Below are 18,620 nucleotides of genomic sequence, written 5' to 3' on the forward strand. Positions count from 1 at the left end.
GATGCGCCGCTGAGGCTTTCCCCTCAAGAGTGCTTTTTTAGACTCCTAAAGCTCATCTTTTTGATTCTTCTTGATTGTCATTCTGGCGACCCAATGGGTCGCCTTTTTTATAGGGTTGGGCCTGGCGATAGCTGCGGTCTACTTGTTCAAACTCAATATAGGCACTGCCATCGGTATTGCTGATCATCATCTTGTTACCCACGATAACAATCAAATCAGACTTTCTCAGGGCATTGAGGTAATCGATCTCCAGTTCATCGCTGGGGTGTGCTCCCCCCATGCGCGCAATAGCGGGAATCCGCTCCCAGGTGAAAGCACCGCTGCTAGTGAGAGAAAATCGCCCCAGGTACGGATTGGTGCCACTGTTGCCCCTAACATAACCAAATTGATCGCATTTGAAAAAGGGTCTATCCCGCCAAAACCTGCTCCAGCTCAGGGTTGAGTCATAAGTGCGCCCGGAGTAATACAAGCTCGATAGCACCCACTCGTGCTCACAGGCAGACCAAGCTGATCGTTGGAGTTGGGGAATAGGGGGATTGGGGGTACTGCAGCCTGCAAGTACCAGGTTGCATACGATAATACTCAGTAGTAAGTAAAAAGCACGACGTGGCATGATGTCGTTCTCATTGATTTTGCGACATTTAACCTAAAAATTTACAGGTCTTCTGTGGCGGCGTTCAAGGTCCGGCCTTTACGTATTCTATATAGATATCACCGGAAGGGTCACGAAGTATCAAACGATTCCCGCGCGATTTGGTAAATGCCTGGCGAGTGGCGGCGAGGGCACCGAGGTAGGCATGCTCTTGCCGCAGCAAGGGTTCGGGGCCGCCCATCTTGGTAGAGACAAAGCTGGAGGTATCCCAAAGTAACTGCCCGTTATCGGTTACCTGCACCTCCCCCCGATAGGTGTTTATGCCACTCCTCCCCATGACATTGCCTTGGAGATTGCACACAAAGGTAAAGTCCGCAGGCCTCTGGATGTCGACCACCCCACCATTGACGCGCAAGCGTACCAGCTGCCACTTCTTACCACAGACTGCTCCCATACTGCCTGAGGATTGAACAACTTGGGCTTCTTCTATTCGGTTTGTTAGACATCCGCCGACAACTAATAGGGCTCCCAGAAGCCATATTTGTACCAACCTACTCATCGACGAATAACTCCCAAACACAAACCCTTCTCCAGCCCACACCCAAGCCAGCCACTTTTCGGCTTTCACAAAAGCTTAGTTGTTGGCTGCCGTGACGAGACGACAGCAGTGACAAGCTATGCTTGCACTGATGTAAAAAAATAGTATTTGGCCATCGATTAAAGGACGGTCGTCGATATGATCAGGCGCACCAAAATTGTTGCCACCCTGGGTCCAGCTACCGATAAAGAAGAAACACTTCGGCAATTAATCAAGGCCGGTGTGGATATGGTTCGCCTGAACTTCTCTCATGGAAAAATTGATGATCACAGGCGCCGTGCAAAATTTGTCCGTGATGAAGCCGAGCGTCAGTGCAGACATATTGCCCTGCTGGGAGATTTGCAGGGGCCAAAAATTCGTGTCGGAAAATTCACTGATGGGCGTATATATCTGCGCAAAGGTGAAGAATTTATTTTGGACCCGGATTGGGATAAAGAAAGTGGCAGTCCTGAAGGTGTCTGGGTTGATTATGAAGCACTCGCAGAAGACTGTAATGAGGGAGACAGCCTGTTACTGGATGACGGCCGATTGAGTTTGCGCATAAAAAAAATTATTGGTCTGTCGTTAAAAACTGAAGTTGAAAATGGTGGCTGGCTATCTGATAGAAAGGGAATAAATAAGCAGGGAGGTGGCCTTACTGCGCCGGCACTGACAGAAAAAGACCATCGGGATATCAAAGTTGCCGCCGAGTTACAGGTAGATTATTTAGCCGTTTCTTTCCCTCGCGATGCTCGCGATATTCACAAAGCGAGAAAGTTACTTAGAGAGGCGGGTGGCACCGCACATATTATTGCCAAAATTGAAAGGGCTGAAGCGGTATCCAATGATGCTCGCCTTGAGAAGCTCATCTTAGCCAGTGATGCCATTATGGTAGCGCGTGGTGATCTTGCCGTGGAGATTGGTGATGCAGAATTAATGGGAGTACAAAAACATTTGATCAGCTATGCCCGTTATCTCAATCGGGTAGTTATTACTGCGACACAAATGATGGAGTCGATGATTTCGAGTCCAGTACCTACTCGAGCAGAAGTCTGCGATGTGGCCAATGCAGTACTGGATGGTACTGATGCGGTAATGTTATCTGCTGAGACAGCGGCAGGTGAATATCCTATTGAAACCGTTAAGCATATGGCTGAAGTGATTCTTGGGGCAGAAAAACACCGTAAAATTTATTCCACGCCGGAAAGCCTTCGCGGCGATTACCCTGCGGGTGATGCGTGTATCGCCATGGCCGCCATGATTATCGCGAATCATTGCCGAGAAATTAAAGCCATTATTTGCCAGACCGAAACTGGAAATACTGCGTTATTGATGTCGAGAGTATGTGCATTAATTCCTATTTACGCTTTTTGTCGGCACCAGAAGTGCTGCAATCGTGTAGCCCTCTACAGCGGCGTTGACCCTGTATTAATGGATGTTTCTAATATGGACGGCCCGCTGCGAGATCAAAAAGCAATTTCTTATTTGCTGGATCAGGAACTGCTAATTTCAGGGGACTTCGTTTTGATATCCCGGGGCTATCAACAGGATATTGGTGGTCACACCGATACCCTGCGTATTGTCCGCGTGCCCTGATACAAACGATTAAATTACAAATTCTCACAGTGCAAATAACTTACCCCGCACGAACACATCTAACCAGTACCTTGGTCTCCAATTCCTGCTCAACACAGCGAAACTTCTGACCGTCAAGGGTTAATGACTTTGGGCTTCCCTGGGGCGCGGTTGTCGAACAACCGGCAACTCCTGTCGCCAGGGCCACGGCAAGCAGAATAAGTAGTATTTTCTGCACCGCAGTTACCTCTTTGAGTGGTGTGAGTGACGCATTCCCGAATAACTTGTTTATTCAGGGTAGAGGTAATAGCTGTCATTGAGATGTATAACGCGCCAATTTGTTAAAAGTGGCGACAGTGAGCTTGGATGGTGAGGCTATTTAAGTGGGCGGTTGCACTGAGGTTGGCGATTAACTTACCCCGCTGCGTCTTTTGATGGTTTGCTACAGCGGGGTTAGTTACCTAATAAAGCTTGGAGTTAGCGTCTACCGCGATGGTGTCCACCGCGAACACGATAGTGGCCTCTATGGCCCCGGTAGCCGCGATAACCGCCGCGGTGATAACTTCTATAGCCTCGGTGATGGGCCCGGTAGCGGGCATGGGGCGACCGAGGGTAATAGAAACGGTTGTAGTAGGGCATTCCGCGATAGTAATAGCGAGCCCGGTAGCGAGGGTGGCCTCGGAATGATGCGGATCGGTAACTGGCGTAGCCACCGCGGTAATAATAGGTATTCACCGGTGTGAAACCAACGGTTTGGTAAACCGGTGTCCTGTAGGAAGTTAAATAGACATTACTCGAAGCGTAATAGTTGGGCGTGGCATAGGGATAAGCGTAGGAGGAGGTGTAAGCGACTTGCCCTCCACTTGGGCCACCGTAACTGGTGTAGGTGGTGTAGTAACCATCGGTGGCACAGGCACCCAGGGCTAGGGCTGTGCACACCGTGGCGGTGAGAATCACCGTTTTAACAGCTCTATTCATAGTGCTTTCTCCGGTAAGTGGAATTTCCCCCCGGAGAGGCCCGGCAGGGGCCAAGCCCCTAGGCGCGCCAACTAGGCGAGCACAGAATCTCAGACTTAGTAAGGTCTTGCGCGCGGCGGTGGATCGACAATTTGATACTGGGTATTTACAACCGCAGGCGGTCTCAGGCGATAAAAGTTGCCGTCCCAGTAGAAGTTACAGTGCTGCATATTGTGACAGGTGCCATCCGGGTGGCAGTGGGCATAGCGGCCACGCAGGTTGTAATACGTCTTGTTGTAATAAGGGCTGTATCCGTAATAACTGGCGGAACAATCGTTGCCTCCGCAGGGATAGCCGGATGTTCCATTACAGGCCGATAGAGCCAGTCCTGCTGCGATGGCGAGCGCACAACCTGAGCCTCGCAGCAATCTAGTGGGCAGCGGTTTCATCAAGACCTCCACACCTATTGGCGGGTAACACTTCTACATTCAGCCTAGCATTTTTGGCGCGTGAATCATCACGGGGCAGAGTAAATGTTCTAGCAAAGCTGAATACCGAGGCAGGTCTGTATTGGTTGATGGAAACTCTTCAGTTTCGATTTGATAGACCCACTTGTTCGGAGTCAAAAAAGGTAAGGTCGGCAGGCGGGTGAAACCACTAAAAATTCGCACATTGTGAGAAAAATGGTTCTCTCGCAATGCGCGAATCAAGCCATGAAGGCTCTTTAACCTAGTGACTGCTGGGCAGGAGATTGGGGTCTATCGACTCTAAGTAGGCGCCGCTGCTCAGCAACTGCTTTGCCTCTTCAATATCCGGGGCAAAGTAGCGGTCCTTGTCATAGAAAGGTACTCGGGCGCGAAGTTTTGACTTGGCGGCCTCCAGTTTTTCCGTGGATTTTAACGGCGCGCGGAAATCCAGTCCCTGACAGGCAGCGAGTAGCTCCACCGCCAGGATGCCACAGGTATTGTCGGCCATATCCCGCAGGCGACGGCCGGCAAAGGTGGCCATGGATACATGGTCTTCCTGGTTGGCGGAGGTGGGCAGTGAGTCCACGCAGGCTGGGTGCGCCATGGATTTGTTCTCACTGGCAAGCGCCGCTGAGGTGACCTGGGCGATCATAAAGCCGGAGTTCACCCCGCCATTTTCCACCAGGAAGGGAGGCAGGCCGGATAAGTTGCTGTCGATCAACAGCGCCATACGACGCTCGGACAGGGAGCCGATTTCTGCCAATGCCAGCGCCAGGTTGTCGGCGACCATAGCAACAGGCTCCGCGTGGAAGTTACCGCCGGAAATAATGTCGGAGTTATCCGGATTTTCCTCGTCGGTAAATACCAGCGGGTTATCGGAAACACCATTTGCCTCGGCCAACAATACTTCGGCAGCGAAGCGCATTTGCTGCAGACAGGCACCCATTACCTGGGGCTGACAGCGCAGGGAGTAGGGGTCCTGCACTTTTTCACAGAACTGGTGGGAATCACCGATCTGGCTGGTTTCACCGAGCAGGTCCCGATAAATTGCCGCTACGTCACGCTGAGCCTGTTGGCCGCGGGCGTTGTGAATACGATCATCGAAGGGGCGGCGTGAGCCTTTGGCGGCTTCCAGGGTAATGGCACCGGTTACCAGGGCGCCGGCGAACAGGTCTTCACTGGCGAACAGGCCGAGCAGGGCAAAGGCGGTAGAAGCCTGGGTGCCATTTAGCAGGGCGAGCCCCTCTTTGGGAGCCAGGGTAATGGGCTCTAGCCCCGCAGCTTTGAGGCCTTCGTGAGCACTCTTGCGCTCGCCCTTGATAAATACTTCCCCTTCACCGAGAAGTACCACGCTCATATGAGCCAGGGGCGCCAAATCGCCAGAAGCGCCGACAGAGCCTTTCTCAGGGATAGCGGGATATACACCGGCATTGACCAGTTGCATTAAAGCTTCGATAACCTGCGGGCGCACGCCGGAGAAGCCGCGCGCGAGCGAGTTGATTTTCAACACCATCAGCAGACGCACGGTGGCTTCACTCATAAAGTTGCCGGTACCGGCGGCATGGCTCAGTACAATAGCGCGCTGCAGGTTTTCCAGGTCGTGCTTTTCAATGCGGGTGTTGGCCAATAAACCAAAACCGGTATTAATTCCGTAAACCGTGCGCCCCTCGGTAATAACCTGGGCAACAGTGTGGGCAGAGGCTTCAATAGCGGGGTAGGCGCATTTCGCCAGGGACAGTTGCACCGACTCGCGGGCTACGCGGCGCAGTTGCGCAAGGCTCAATTGACCGGGATCGATTTCCAATTGATACATAAATTCATTCACCAAAAAATATTTACTGCTTAGCAGGCTGTTGAAAAACAGCCTGCGCGGGCGGTGCGAAAGCGCCTGCCGCAAAATCAAGCACTGCAATTGCTTGATTTGAGTGCCCATCTTTGTGGACATGTGCCGCAAAGATGGCTTGAAAAAGTCGCCTGTAGGCTTTTTCAACACCCTGTTAGGCGCCGGCGGCGCAGCCCGATAAAAATTATTCGGGCTGTAAAAGATTTCCGCCGGCGGTATTTTTATTGCGGTAAAAAATCAGTCGTTCAGCATGGGCAGGTCCAAGCCCTGCTCTTTTGCGCATTTTTTTGCGATTTCGTAACCGGCATCGGCGTGGCGCATTACGCCGGTGGCGGGATCATTCCAGAGAACCCGCTCAATACGTTTGCGCGCAGCTTCGGTACCGTCACAGACAATGACCACACCAGAGTGCTGGGAGAAGCCCATGCCTACACCACCACCGTGATGCAGGGATACCCAGGTAGCGCCGGAGGCAGTGTTCAGCAGGGCATTCATCAGCGGCCAGTCGGAGACAGCGTCGGAACCATCCATCATGGCTTCAGTTTCGCGGTTGGGGCTCGCTACAGAGCCGCTGTCGAGGTGGTCGCGGCCGATCACTACCGGTGCTTCCAATTCACCGTTGGCTACCATCTCGTTAAATGCCAGTGCCAGGCGCGCGCGATCTTTCAGGCCCACCCAACAGATACGTGCGGGCAGTCCCTGGAAGTGAATCCGCTCGCGGGCCATGTCGAGCCAGTTGTGCAGCTGCGGATTGTCGGGAATCAGTTCCTTAACCTTGGCATCGGTCTTGTAGATATCTTCCGGGTTGCCGGACAGGGCCGCCCAGCGGAAAGGACCGACACCTTCGCAGAACAGCGGGCGAATATAAGCGGGTACAAAGCCGGGGAAATCAAAGGCATTTTCCACACCTTCCTCGAGAGCCATCTGACGAATATTGTTGCCGTAGTCGAGGGTTGCGGCGCCGCGCTTTTGCAGCTCCAGCATGGCTTCAACCTGAACCGCCATAGACTGTTTGGCTGCCTTTACTACTGCGGCTTCATCTTTCTTGCGCATCTCCGCAGCGTATTCCATAGTCCAGCCCTGGGGCAGGTAGCCATTTAAAGGATCGTGAGCGGAAGTCTGGTCGGTAACCGAATCTGGCAGAATATTTCGCTTTACAATTTCCGGGAAAATATCTGCTGCGTTGCCCAGCAGGCCAACGGAAATGGCTTCGCCTTTTTCCATCGCGGCTTCAATCATTTGCAGGGCTTCGTCGAGGCTGGTGGCTTTTTTGTCTACATAGCCAGTGCGCAGACGGAAATCGATACGGGTTTCGTCGCACTCTACTGCGATCATGCTGAAACCGGCCATGGTCGCCGCCAGTGGCTGAGCGCCACCCATGCCGCCGAGGCCACCGGTAAGAATCCATTTGCCTTTCGCTTCGCCATTAAAGTGTTTGCGTGCGACGGCGGCAAAGGTTTCATAGGTGCCCTGGACGATGCCTTGGGAGCCGATATAAATCCAAGAGCCGGCAGTCATCTGGCCGTACATGGCCAGGCCTTTTTTATCCAGCTCGTTAAAGTGTTCCCAGTTGGCCCAGTGGGGTACCAGGTTGGAGTTGGCAATTAATACCCGGGGTGCATCGGCGTGGGTTTTAAAGACTCCGACAGGCTTGCCGGACTGCACCAGCAGGGTTTCGTCGTCTTCCAGGCGCTTCAGCACCTCGGCAATCTTGTCGTAGCACTCCCAATCCCGCGCGGCGCGGCCGATACCACCGTACACCACCAGGTCCTCCGGGCGTTCAGCTACCTCGGCGTCCAGGTTGTTCATCAACATGCGCAGGGGAGCTTCGGTGAGCCAGCTTTTGGCATTGAGCTCACTGCCGCGAGGCGCGCGGATTTTGCGGCTGGGATCGTGGCGTTTGTCGGTAGACATAGCTTCCTCGTCAATTTTTCTCGTAAAAAAATTCACACGTCCCGGATTTGATTGTTTCTTTTCCCAGGGCGCGCGGGATAAATCAATAACTAGAATCTCAGTTGTGCACCGAGGCGGTATCGATTGCCTGGGTGAACCAGGCGCGCGAAGCTCACGGTGCCGGCACTGCATTTAGTGCGCCGCCAAACCTGGAGGCACGCATCTCCGGGGGCAATTTCCAGAGCGTGGGCGATAGCGGCTTCCGCAGCTATGGCCTCGACGGTTGTATCGGCCTCGGTCAGCGGTGCGACTTTGGAAAGATAGGCGTTGGGGGTGGTGTGGGCGAAGTCCTGGTCCAGGTAATCTGGAGCCAAGGCTGGGTTGGTAAACCGCTCTTCCCACTGCACCGGCAAGCCGTTGTCACAGTGCACAATAATGGAGTGAAACACTTTTGCCTGTTCGGGCACTTCCAATGCCAGGGCTACATCGGCGCTGGCGACACAGGGCTGAGCTAACAGAATGCGGTTGCTGTAACTGTGCCCCCGGGCCGAGATCTCGTCGGCGATATTGCGCACTTCCAACAGTGAGCTGGCGGGCACCGGCTCGGCGACAAAAGTACCCAGCCCCTGGGAGCGCATCAGAACGCGCTCATCGGTTAACTCGGTGAGTGCCCGCCTTGCGGTCATCCGGCTCACACTGAATTGCTGTGCCAGTTGGTTCTCCGAGGGCACCTGGGAGTGAATTGGCCACTCGCCAGACTCAATTTGTTGGCGGATATGGCGCTTGATGGCCGCGTATCGGGGTTCACTTGCAGTATTCATAGACTCAGGTACAGTGCTTTCGTGGCTTGTATATTGTTGTATATACAAGAATAGTTACGGCTACTATGGTTTCCCTGCTGCGGGCTGTCAAGTCGATGAGGGGAACTGTATCCTGCCCGTTACTGGTTTGTCGGTCATCGGGCCGAGCATCTATGGTTTAAAAGGAAAAGCGTGCCGCTAAAAGCTTATGTCAGAACGCTGTGATTTGCTGATTACCAATTTGAATGCCGCCACAATGGACCCATCCATTGCCGGTGGTTACGGTGTTATCGAGGATGCTGCAATTGCGGTAACCAAAGGTCGGATCGTTTGGATTGGTCCCCGCCGGGATCTGCCCGAGTGCACCCCAGACCGCATTGTTGATGGCGAAGGTCAATGGGCAACTCCGGGCCTGATCGATTGCCACACGCATCTCGTATATGGAGGCCATCGCGCAGGGGAGTTTGCCCGTCGCCTGGGGGGAGAGAGTTACGAAGAAGTGGCTCGCTCTGGCGGGGGTATTATTTCTACCGTGCGGGCGACACGGGGTGCGAGTGCCGAGAACCTGTATAAGTTGGCTGAGCCCCGTCTGCACGCGCTGATGGCCGAAGGCGTTACAACCGTGGAAATTAAATCCGGTTATGGCCTGGATCTGGATACTGAACTAAAGCAATTGCGCACCGCGAGACGTCTGGCGCAACACAACTCAGTGGAAATAGTAACGACCTGTCTGGCAGCACACGCTCTGCCACCGGAATACGACGGTCGTGCCGATGAATATATCGATCTTATCTGCGAGCAGATATTGCCCGCTGTAGCCCGCGAGCAATTGGCCGATGCCGTGGATATGTTTTGCGAGACGATTGGGTTTACTGTCGATCAGTGCCAGAGAGTTATCGATGCAGCGAAAAAACTGGACCTGCCAGTAAAAGTGCACGCCGAGCAGCTGGCGCGTACAGGGGCCACTGAAATGGCGGCAAAGTCCGGGGCATTATCGGTAGATCATATTGAATATATCAGCGATGCGGATGTACTGGCTATGGCGGAAAGTGGCACCGTGGCAGTGCTTCTACCAGGAGCTTTCTACACTCTGCACGAAACCCAGGTTCCGCCTATTGAAAAGTTACGCGAGGCAGGGGTTTGTATGGCATTGGCTACAGACCTTAATCCCGGGAGTTGTCCAATCGCTTCCCTGCGTTTGATGATGAATATGGGTTGTCAGCTGTTTGGCTTAACTCCGGCAGAAGCTCTCGCAGGTGTTACCCGTGCAGCCGCTCGGGCATTGGGTTTGTGTTGTTCTCGCGGTGTACTGCGGGAGGGGCTTCGAGCAGATATTGTTCTTTGGCCGATGGATACCCCGGATCAACTCGCTTATGAAGTCGGTGCGCTAAAGCCTGCAAGAATTTTCCTGGAGGGGCGCGATGTTACAGCTTGCTGATATGCAACTGAGAATCGGGGATGTTGATTCTTAGGGTGGATGTACATCGGAAATAAGGATAAGTTGGTGCTAAATGAGCAACAATATTATCAACAATTTTTATAAGGTTTTTGCGCCCATTATTATCTGAGAATTGGAATGTTGATCTCTATTTAGTATCTATCGAGGGCTTTATTTTTAGTTCATGAGTGCCGCTTTGTATTTACAATGGGCGACACTTTTTGATACTGCTAGCCAATGTCACAGCGTTGGCTGATAAATAGGGCATACTTATAAACTGTAAGCCTCTTTAGATTTACAATCGGAATAAATAAACGGTCCCCTCTTAACATTAATGATCAGGGGGCTGTAACCGATAAATAAGTAATAAGGATTTTTGTAGACCTTACATTTTCACAGGAAGTGCATCTTGCCTTTGCAATATCTCTATATCAGTTAATGCACACTACATTCATTACTCTAAAGCTAGGAGCTCTTGAAAATGAGTAATTCCAGTCTTTCAGGAGCAGTGGTGCTCCCGCAAGAAAATCCTCGTATTTTGGCCTTTGATCTGACCCGAGGCATTGCCGTACTGTTTATGATTGCTATTCACGTCTTATATCATTATGGACGAACAGACGTGGCAGACAGTGCTATTGGTGTTGCTATCCAGGTATCTGCGGGAACTCCGGCAGCTTCAGTGTTTATGCTGATTATGGGTATTTTCATTGGCTATAGTTCGAAGCCGAGTCTGAAACAGGATTTGTTTCGTGCTGCTGGTCTTTTTGCAATAGGGTATTTACTTAATTTCGCCCGTGGCACAGTGCCTATGTGGCTTTCTTTACAGTTTGGCCTTGTCACACAAGAGCAACTGGGAGAATACACGCCGCTGAGTGAATTTCTTATGGTAGATATTTTCCAGTTTGCTGGCCTTGCGCTCGCTATTTGCGCACTAGTAAGGCACTTCTTGCCTCATCCTATATACTGGCTCGCTGCGGCAGCTATCGTAGCATTCGGCTCCTCACTCGTCTGGGATATCGGCAGTAACTCCGTTGTTATTGACGAAATTTTACAGTTGTTTTTTGGCAATAAGCGCGAAGGGGTAATGTTCCCGTTATTTTCCTGGCTTGCCTATCCCCTCGCAGGCATGGCAGTTGGCTACTGGTTTAAAAATTCAAAAAATATAGATGCATTGTTCTCACGCAGCATATGGATTGGCTTAGCCCTAATGAGCATAGGTGGCCTTCTAATCATGTTGAATACGCAATACTTTTTTGCCGAAAACATGAGAGGTGGCCCAGGTCTAATTATTCTGCTTATTGGCTATACTTTCCTTTGGCTTTGGATTAGTAATTTCCTCTTAAACAAAGTACAGAACAGAAAGCTCATTGACGTAATGGTGTTTTGGGGTAAAAACATAACTCCGTTCTATATCGCTCAGTGGTTGATAATTGGATGGGGATTAATGTTAGTTGGTTCCCAGCAGCTTGGTATGGCCAGTACGTTAACAGCAATGTTTATCGTACTCCTGCTTTCTCATTTTGGGACTCGAGCTTGGGTTAATTTCCGTTCCCATAAAGGGAAAGCTATGGAGCAGCCTGCAGCGTCTGCGGTATAGTACCGACATGCAACACGTGCTGTTGAAAAATGCGGCACGTTAGTGTTGTAGAAGCGCAACTTAAATGCTTCTTTTCCGTGACATATTTTAAGGTACTCGCAGAGGGCATTGCTTGATCGTCTACTTCCAAAAGTATCGGCAGCTCTCGCGTTGGGGCTTTACAGTTCCCACAGCCCACTGTGCGAAGGTTTGCGCGCGCATATCGCGCATGGCCAATGGATATTCCGGTTCAACTTGCCTACAAAGTGGGGGCTTGAAGCCAATAAAGATCTTCCTCGGAGGTATTGATGTTACAACTTGCTGATATGCAGTTATGGAGTGGTCGCACCGACTCTGAGGATGGACGTGCAGGTGAGCGCTGGCACCAGCGGATTTCTCCTTTGCAATTGGATGACCCTCCCGGCCTGACTGTTCTCGGCTTCGCTTCTGATGAGGGTGTGCGTCGAAATAAAGGGCGAATTGGCGCGGCCAAGGGACCGAGAATATTGCGTTTGGCCATGGCGAATTTGCCGGCAACTTTTGATGCGCCCTTATACGATGCGGGTAACGTCAGGGTCGAACGGGAAGACTTGGAGTCTGCCCAATCGCTATTGGGTGCCCGTATCAATGAGTTGCTCGGTGCCGGTCACTTTCCACTGGTATTGGGAGGCGGCCATGAAATTGCTTTTGGCAGTTATCAGGGGATTGCCCGCTGGATGCGCGAGTATCACCGCGAGAGCAGCCTGGGTATTATCAATTTTGATGCGCATTTGGATTTACGCACTCCTGCGCCAAAGGGGTCATCGGGCACGCCATTTTTCCAGATTGCGGAGCAGTGCAGGATAAATGGTCGCGAATTTAATTATCTCTGTGTAGGTGCGGCGGATAACGCCAACACACCTGCTCTCTACCAGAGAGCTGATGAGCTGGGTGCCCAGGTTATTCGGGATCGTGAAATCAGTAGTTGGAATCTGAATACGGTTCAGGCGCGAATCCGCGACTTTATTGAGAAGGTGGATTTTGTCTATCTGACGGTATGTCTGGATGTATTGCCGGCGGCAGTAATGCCAGCGGTGAGTGCCCCCTCTGGCAGGGGGGTTTCCATGGAGTTTTTGGAAGTCTTGCTGGATACCGTTTTGGAATCCAATAAAGTTTGTTTGGCGGATGTCGCTGAATTTAATCCTTATTTCGATATTGAAGATCACGGTGCGCGTACCGCGGCCCGCCTGGGATTTCAAATTGCAAATCGTGCGGCCAGAAAAATCCCCTGAGTATTTTTAATAATACAGCGCGGCCACTATGGCTTTGGAGGTCGCGTTAACTTCAGTATTAGAAACCACTATTTTAATCTTTATCTACAGCCGTAAGTGACTGGCAGAAAGCTCCGCTTTTGTAGTTGATATGATCAAAGATCTTGAAATTAATCACTTAAAAATCCTGGAAATACTATTCAGGGTTGAAAGTATCTCCCTTGCCGCAGAGCATCTGCAGGTTTCGCAGCAAGCTGTCAGTTTGCAGCTGAAGAAGATTAGAAAAATAGTTGGGGATGATCTATTTGTGCGTACAGGGCATGGGATGGCTCCCACCAGTTATGCAAAATTTATAGAGCCACAGATTCGACAGGTGCTGACGTTACTCAGTGAGATTCCTGTCCCGGGCTCACTTGACTCAAGCCAGACTTCCCGAACTCTGGTGATTTCTGCAACAGATTACGCGCAAAAAGTGGTTGTTGCCGAGTTGATCCAAAGGGTCAGGCAATATGCGCCGAAAGTGAAATTTATTGTCACTAATATTGAAAGCGTCTCGCTCACCCAGAAAATGCATCAGGGAGAAATTGACTTAGCTTTCACATCAACGGGGTATGTGCCTGATGGAATTAATACACAGGTGCTCTTTAATGAGCGTTATGTCTGTGTATCGGCTAATCCTATGTATAGTTTAGATGAGTTGGTCGCTATTGGTCAGTTGATGCAATCTGATTTTGTGATTACATCGCCAGGGGTTGGAGGCTTGCGCGGTTCAGCCGATCGTTGGCTAGAGGGGCAAGGTCTAAAAAGAGAGATTGTTGTTTCGGCGCCCTCTTTTTATATAGCCCAGGAGTTTTTGAAAAGGACAGATACCCTGGCCTTTATTCCCTCTAGATTGATGCCTTGTGAGGGCTTGGTGGAAATTACCTTGGACAAGTACCCACCTGGCTACGAAGTTGTAGCCGCCTTTCATCCCCGAGTGGAAAATGATCCATTGGTAAGTTGGATTCTCAATGATCTGCACCAACGGTTTTCTAAGTCAATGGCTTCCTGATTGTATCCGTAACAAGCTTTACTCCATAGCTTTGGCAAAGCTGCCTTTCTACTATGATTTTTTCAAAAGCTAGAAAGCGTACAGGCCTGTTATGAGTATTCTGAATATTAATCCTTCTTCACTTTATGATGGCAGTTCTTCCTGCCTATCCCACGCCCGAGTCGATACCAAAACAGGCTTGGTATTTGTATCGGGTCAGGTGGATTGGGATAGTAATTGTGAAGTTAAAAACAAAGGGGTTGGTGCTCAGGTGGAAAGCGCCATGCAAAACTTATTGACAGTACTGGATGAGGCCGGATCGTCGGTAGAGAACCTTTTGCAGTTACGTATCTATGTGCGTGGAGAAGTTAGTGAGCATCTGGGGGAAATAGTCCCTGTGCTATCTAAATATTTGGGTACTACTCGCCCGGCAATCACGGGAGTGGGAGTCACATCCCTGGCGTCGCCAGAGACATTGATAGAAATTGAGGCAGTGGCTAAAACGCTGCTTTAAGTACCTGAATAAAAAAGCCCCGCATTGCAGGGCTTTTAAGTTTTACTTGAGGTGTTCCCTAAGCTCGGAGCCTGCTTGATCAAGAGCATCCTGCACTGCGGGTACGTCACTCAGGGCATTTAGTAGGCCGTAGTCGTGAATCATGCCGTTATAGCGAACAGCGGTTACGGTCACACCAGCTTCGTTAAGTTTGCGGGCGTAAGCTTCGCCTTCATCTCTCAGCACATCCATCTCAGCAGTCTGCACCAGAGCGGGAGGCAAGCCGACCAACTGGGATTTGCTTGCGCGCAGAGGTGAAGCATAGATCTCGTTGCGCTGTTTGGGGTCGGTAGTGTAGTTATCCCAGAACCACTTCATCATATCCCGTGTCAGGAAGTGATCCTGGGCGAACTGCTTGTAAGAAGCGTTGTTGAAGTTGGCATCGGTAACCGGCCAGAGCAGCAGTTGGAATTGCAGATCCGGTGTTCCTTTCTCTTTCGCCATCAAGGCAACCACGGCTGCCATATTGCCACCGACACTGTTACCGGCCACGGCAAGACGGGACCCGTCGACACCGATCTTTTCGCCATTCTCCGCGACCCACTGGGTAGCCGCATAAGCCTGGTTAATTGCAGTCGGGTACTTGGCCTCTGGAGATGGGGTGTAATCCACATATACCGCAGCGGCGCCGGAGCGTTGAACCAGATCGCGGATCAAGCGTTCGTGAGTTGGGTAGTCACCCAAGACCCAGCCTCCGCCGTGGAAATACATAAAGGCGGGAATCTGGCCCCGGGTGTTTTTCGGTTTAACGATAGTCAGTTCCAGCTTTTCGCCATTAACCCTAATGGTTTTCTTGCTGACTTCAGCGGGCGGCAGTTGCGCACCCTCTTGGGCTCCGACCAGGACGGCGCGGGCATCTTTTGGTGATAGTTGCTCAATGGGTTTGCCGCCACCTTGCGCCAGTGCTTGAAGGAATCCCCGGGTATTTTTCTCCACACCAGGGGAAATAGAAGCAGACGCAGAAGCCATGCCAAGAGCAAAGAAAAGGGGTAGTGCCAGCTTGGAAATTTTAAAGCCATTCATAACGGATACCTTCAATTCTCTACCGGTTGCTTAAGCGGATATGTGCAGGCGCACATCAACATTGCCTCGGGTTGCATTGGAATAAGGGCAAACCTCATCGTGAGCGGTGTTGGCAATTTTTTCTGCCGTCGCCTGATCCAGGCCAGGAAGATCGATGTAGAGGTCAATATCCAGACCGAACCCCTTACCCTGGGGACCGATTCCAACTTCAGCGCGCACAGTGGTTTCTTCCGGGACTTTTACTTTCTCTTTACCGGCGACAAACTTAAGAGCGCCAATAAAGCAGGCAGAGTAACCCGCAGCAAACAGTTGCTCTGGGTTGGTGCCATCGCCACCGGGGCCGCCAAGCTCTTTGGGAATACTGAGCTTGACGCTTAACTTTCCATCTGATGATTGAGCTTCGCCATCACGGCCGCCATTTGCGGTTGCTACTGCGGTGTAAACTGTTTGCATTAACCTGTCCTCATTGATGTGTGTTTGTCTGTCAGAAGCCGCCTGGAATGGAGTCCAGTCCTTTTCCCGCTGGATTTATTGAGCTGGGGGTAGTAGTCCGGATTTCTAAGTCAGCTTCTAAACAGCGCGTCAGCTTGGGCGCCAGATAAAGTTATTGCGATAACTATTATTGCGATAATTAAATATCTCTATAAGGGTGATAGCTATAACAAATGGAGTCAAAGCGGGGGCCCCGCTAATGGCGGGGCGATAAAAGAGGCGAAGATTAGGGGTTCGCTAAATATTGGCGAAGCGTCTCTATTTGCGTCTTTAGCGCCCGTGCAGACTGAGGATTCAAGCCACAGGCATTCAGCACTTGAGTGGGAATTGAAGCAGCTTCTTTTTGCATCGACCTACCGGCATCAGTCAGCTCGATAATGACTCGACGCTCATCCTCCGGGTCTCGGTGGCGGTTGATCAGCTTTTGATTCTCCAGTCGTTTGATAACTGGCGTTAGGGCACCTTTATCCTGGCCAAGCCGCAGACTCAGCTCCGTAGCGGTGATTCCATCGTCTTCCCAGAGCACCAGCATCATCAAGTACTGGGGGTAGGTTATTCCCAGTGTCTCCAATAGAGGCTTGTACATCTTGCTCATTGCCAGGGAGGCAGAATAAAGGCTGAAGCAAAGTTGGTTATCGAGTTTTTGGTCTTCGTTTATGGACTTGGCCATAGGCACACCCTACTTACCGGTGGCAGTTTTGCGCCAGTGTAGCGCAAGTATGGACTTACCACGCTCCTTCATTGTTCCAGAACCGACACATACTGCCAATCGAGAGCAGCGAAACTTTTTGTAAGGTTTTATTTGAAGCCGGTACAGTAATTTTCATAGACGATGGAGTGGCCGGTGGAATTACGGGATCAATTATTTCAACAAGCGACTACGGAATATACTGAAGGGGTTTCCCGGCTGGTACATAGCTATGTGCGATCAAAAGCCGAGCATGATGACCTGTTACAGGAAATCTGGCTGGGGCTCTGGCGGGCCCTGCCGACATTTCGCGGTGATGCTAGCTTAAAAACCTTTGTATATCGTATCGCACATAACCGCTGTGTGACCGAGCTGACCCGTAGGAAACCTTATCATGGGAGTGATGATGAATTACTGGAGCTTGAGGACCACCAGCCGGGCCCGGCAGAGCGACTGGTAGCCGAACGCAAGTCTGAACAGCTGGTTCGTGCAGTGCAGAAATTACCCTTAGGACTCCGGCAGACATTGACTCTTCGCCTGGAAGGCCTGAGCTATGCGGAAATCTCTGAAGTTCTGGGTATTACCGAGTCCAATATTGCAGTGCGGCTCAACCGGGCAAAAGAGCGTCTCAATATCTGCCTTTTGGGAAGTGCAAAATGAATGAAGCAGACACAGAAAAACAGTGGCTAGAGCTGGAAAGTATCTGGAAGGGGCAACAGACTAGCGCAGAAATCCCAACTACAGTGCTGAATTGGGTGCGTCGCCAGGAGCGACGAATGCGATTGGCGGTCGCTTTTGAGTATCTTCTTGCCATAGCTGGGGCTATCTATTTGCTTGGAGTAATTCTTGCGAAGAACTACCCAGATACCATGTACCGAGTAGCTTTTGCTATTGCGACGTTTGTTTTGGCAATAGTATTTTCGATAGTTAATCGGCGAGGGCTATGGGCCCCACTAGAAGAATCGGCAAAAGCTTATGTTGAATTAGGTCTGCTGAGGCTTAGGCGAAAACGTCGAGAAGTTTATTTCAGTTGGTTATTCCTGGTGCTGCAGATATTTATTATCAGTATGTGGGAGCTTAGTAGGTTTCTTCGTGGAGCGGCGGAACCTTTGGTCCGTAATCCTCAAGAAGCAATCATAGTATTGTCTGGGTTGGTTGTGGCTCTCGCTTTATATAGTTTTTATATTTATCGGCGCACAGAAAAAGAAGAGAGAGTATTAACTAGCTTCCAGGAAAATTTATAAATTAACTGTAAAGAAAAAAATCCTGACGGGACTACAAAGGGGAATACATATAAAACGAAGGATTGAATAATGTTTACAGACGTGGAGCAATTGTTAAGTGGTTTTTCAGCGTTTCTAAGCGAGTTAAATCTACTCAAAGCTTTCCTGTTTCTTGTTTTCTTTTTGGTTGTCTGGTTTCTTCCTGCATTGATTGCCTTTTTCTTAAATCGGAAGCACTTCGGAAAGATCTTAGTAGCCAATGTTCCCGCCGGTCTTTCCTGGTTGGCATGGTTTGCGTTACTGGCTTGGGCTGTTACCGGAAAAATGCGTAGTAAGAAAGGAGAAGTAAGTGAGTGCGCAGGTGTGCAGGGAGAACGCCCCTGCCGCTGGTAAGCCTATAAGTAAATGAGTGGATGTTTGAAATAGGGGTTACTTCTTTAAGTAGCTGAATAACCTCTGATGATTACCTACACCCAAGTGCTGATTATCTTTAGTACGATTTTTAACCAAAAGCCGTTTTGAAAATTTCCTACAAGAAGTGCTTGCGGAGCCCATCCGAAGTCCGTATAGTTCGCCTCCTCGCTGCTCAGGTAGTAGCGGGAAGGCAGCTCTAAGTCATTGATTTTCTTAAGAAAATCTTTTG

At 50.7% G+C, this 18,620-nt stretch carries 20 protein-coding genes; 9 read left to right on the plus strand and 11 right to left on the minus strand.

Annotation, left to right across the window (positions count from 1 at the left end):
- Positions 1-52 precede the first annotated feature (52 nt).
- A complete protein-coding gene (locus tag ACJJIL_RS23355; protein ID WP_282930776.1) occupies positions 53-613 on the minus strand; it encodes an META domain-containing protein in 561 nt (186 codons plus the stop codon).
- 64 nt (positions 614-677) lie between these two features.
- Positions 678-1,151 (minus strand): META domain-containing protein, encoded by a 474-nt coding sequence (locus tag ACJJIL_RS23360; protein WP_413663749.1) that lies wholly within the window; start codon positions 1,149-1,151, stop codon positions 678-680.
- Between the two features lie 177 nt (positions 1,152-1,328).
- On the opposite strand from ACJJIL_RS23360, the gene pyk reads away from it, so the two are divergent.
- Positions 1,329-2,765 (plus strand): pyruvate kinase, encoded by a 1,437-nt coding sequence (gene pyk / locus ACJJIL_RS23365; protein ID WP_445360868.1) that lies wholly within the window; start codon positions 1,329-1,331, stop codon positions 2,763-2,765.
- Between the two features lie 40 nt (positions 2,766-2,805).
- Here pyk and ACJJIL_RS23370 read toward each other — a convergent pair whose 3' ends face one another.
- From ACJJIL_RS23370 to hutC, 6 genes are all read right to left on the minus strand, one after another.
- Positions 2,806-2,982 (minus strand): hypothetical protein, encoded by a 177-nt coding sequence (locus ACJJIL_RS23370; RefSeq protein ID WP_413663747.1) that lies wholly within the window; start codon positions 2,980-2,982, stop codon positions 2,806-2,808.
- A 239-nt stretch (positions 2,983-3,221) separates the two neighbouring features.
- Positions 3,222-3,722 (minus strand): hypothetical protein, encoded by a 501-nt coding sequence (locus tag ACJJIL_RS23375; protein WP_282930780.1) that lies wholly within the window; start codon positions 3,720-3,722, stop codon positions 3,222-3,224.
- A 95-nt stretch (positions 3,723-3,817) separates the two neighbouring features.
- Positions 3,818-4,150: a hypothetical protein gene (locus ACJJIL_RS23380; RefSeq protein ID WP_282930781.1), complete on the minus strand. Its 333-nt coding sequence runs from the start codon at positions 4,148-4,150 to the stop codon at positions 3,818-3,820.
- A gap of 280 nt (positions 4,151-4,430) precedes the next feature.
- Positions 4,431-5,981 carry a histidine ammonia-lyase gene (gene hutH / locus ACJJIL_RS23385; RefSeq protein WP_445360869.1) on the minus strand — a complete coding sequence of 517 codons (1,551 nt, stop codon included), beginning with the start codon at positions 5,979-5,981 and terminating at the stop codon, positions 4,431-4,433.
- 267 nt (positions 5,982-6,248) lie between these two features.
- Entirely contained in the window at positions 6,249-7,925 is a 1,677-nt protein-coding gene (gene hutU / locus ACJJIL_RS23390; protein ID WP_445360870.1) for a urocanate hydratase, read from the minus strand.
- Between the two features lie 89 nt (positions 7,926-8,014).
- Positions 8,015-8,725, minus strand: a complete 711-nt coding sequence (gene hutC / locus ACJJIL_RS23395; protein ID WP_282930784.1) for a histidine utilization transcriptional repressor HutC — start codon at positions 8,723-8,725, stop codon at positions 8,015-8,017.
- 187 nt (positions 8,726-8,912) lie between these two features.
- Here hutC and hutI point away from each other — a divergent pair, with 187 nt between their 5' ends.
- The 5 genes from hutI to ACJJIL_RS23420 all read left to right on the plus strand — a co-directional run bounded on the left by hutI (position 8,913) and on the right by ACJJIL_RS23420 (position 14,512).
- A complete protein-coding gene (gene hutI / locus ACJJIL_RS23400; RefSeq protein WP_108734923.1) occupies positions 8,913-10,142 on the plus strand; it encodes an imidazolonepropionase in 1,230 nt (409 codons plus the stop codon).
- Between the two features lie 481 nt (positions 10,143-10,623).
- Entirely contained in the window at positions 10,624-11,739 is a 1,116-nt protein-coding gene (locus tag ACJJIL_RS23405) for a heparan-alpha-glucosaminide N-acetyltransferase domain-containing protein (RefSeq protein WP_445360871.1), read from the plus strand.
- 287 nt (positions 11,740-12,026) lie between these two features.
- Positions 12,027-12,989: a formimidoylglutamase gene (gene hutG / locus ACJJIL_RS23410; RefSeq protein ID WP_445360872.1), complete on the plus strand. Its 963-nt coding sequence runs from the start codon at positions 12,027-12,029 to the stop codon at positions 12,987-12,989.
- Between the two features lie 130 nt (positions 12,990-13,119).
- Entirely contained in the window at positions 13,120-14,019 is a 900-nt protein-coding gene (locus ACJJIL_RS23415; protein ID WP_445360873.1) for a LysR family transcriptional regulator, read from the plus strand.
- A 91-nt stretch (positions 14,020-14,110) separates the two neighbouring features.
- Entirely contained in the window at positions 14,111-14,512 is a 402-nt protein-coding gene (locus tag ACJJIL_RS23420) for a RidA family protein (protein ID WP_444906919.1), read from the plus strand.
- Positions 14,513-14,554: 42 nt separating this feature from the next.
- Here ACJJIL_RS23420 and ACJJIL_RS23425 read toward each other — a convergent pair whose 3' ends face one another.
- The 3 genes from ACJJIL_RS23425 to ACJJIL_RS23435 form a co-directional block, all read right to left on the minus strand.
- Positions 14,555-15,574 carry an alpha/beta hydrolase gene (locus ACJJIL_RS23425; protein WP_445360874.1) on the minus strand — a complete coding sequence of 340 codons (1,020 nt, stop codon included), beginning with the start codon at positions 15,572-15,574 and terminating at the stop codon, positions 14,555-14,557.
- 30 nt (positions 15,575-15,604) lie between these two features.
- Complete coding sequence (locus ACJJIL_RS23430; RefSeq protein WP_444906921.1) at positions 15,605-16,027, minus strand: organic hydroperoxide resistance protein; 423 nt, start codon at positions 16,025-16,027, stop codon at positions 15,605-15,607.
- Positions 16,028-16,292: 265 nt separating this feature from the next.
- Positions 16,293-16,736, minus strand: a complete 444-nt coding sequence (locus ACJJIL_RS23435) for a MarR family winged helix-turn-helix transcriptional regulator (protein ID WP_413663737.1) — start codon at positions 16,734-16,736, stop codon at positions 16,293-16,295.
- Between the two features lie 174 nt (positions 16,737-16,910).
- Here ACJJIL_RS23435 and ACJJIL_RS23440 point away from each other — a divergent pair, with 174 nt between their 5' ends.
- The 3 genes from ACJJIL_RS23440 (at position 16,911) to ACJJIL_RS23450 (ending at position 18,370) form a co-directional block, all read left to right on the plus strand.
- Positions 16,911-17,414 carry an RNA polymerase sigma factor gene (locus ACJJIL_RS23440; protein WP_444892304.1) on the plus strand — a complete coding sequence of 168 codons (504 nt, stop codon included), beginning with the start codon at positions 16,911-16,913 and terminating at the stop codon, positions 17,412-17,414.
- On the plus strand, positions 17,411-17,998 hold the full coding sequence (locus tag ACJJIL_RS23445; RefSeq protein ID WP_444918537.1) for a hypothetical protein: 588 nt from the start codon (positions 17,411-17,413) through the stop codon (positions 17,996-17,998). Before ACJJIL_RS23440 ends, ACJJIL_RS23445 begins: the two co-directional genes overlap by 4 nt.
- Before the next feature lie 69 nt (positions 17,999-18,067).
- Positions 18,068-18,370, plus strand: a complete 303-nt coding sequence (locus ACJJIL_RS23450; protein WP_444918536.1) for a superinfection immunity protein — start codon at positions 18,068-18,070, stop codon at positions 18,368-18,370.
- The last annotated feature ends 250 nt before the right edge of the window (positions 18,371-18,620 follow it).

The sequence above is a fragment of the Microbulbifer maximicatervae (SeqCode) genome, from assembly GCF_052468095.1.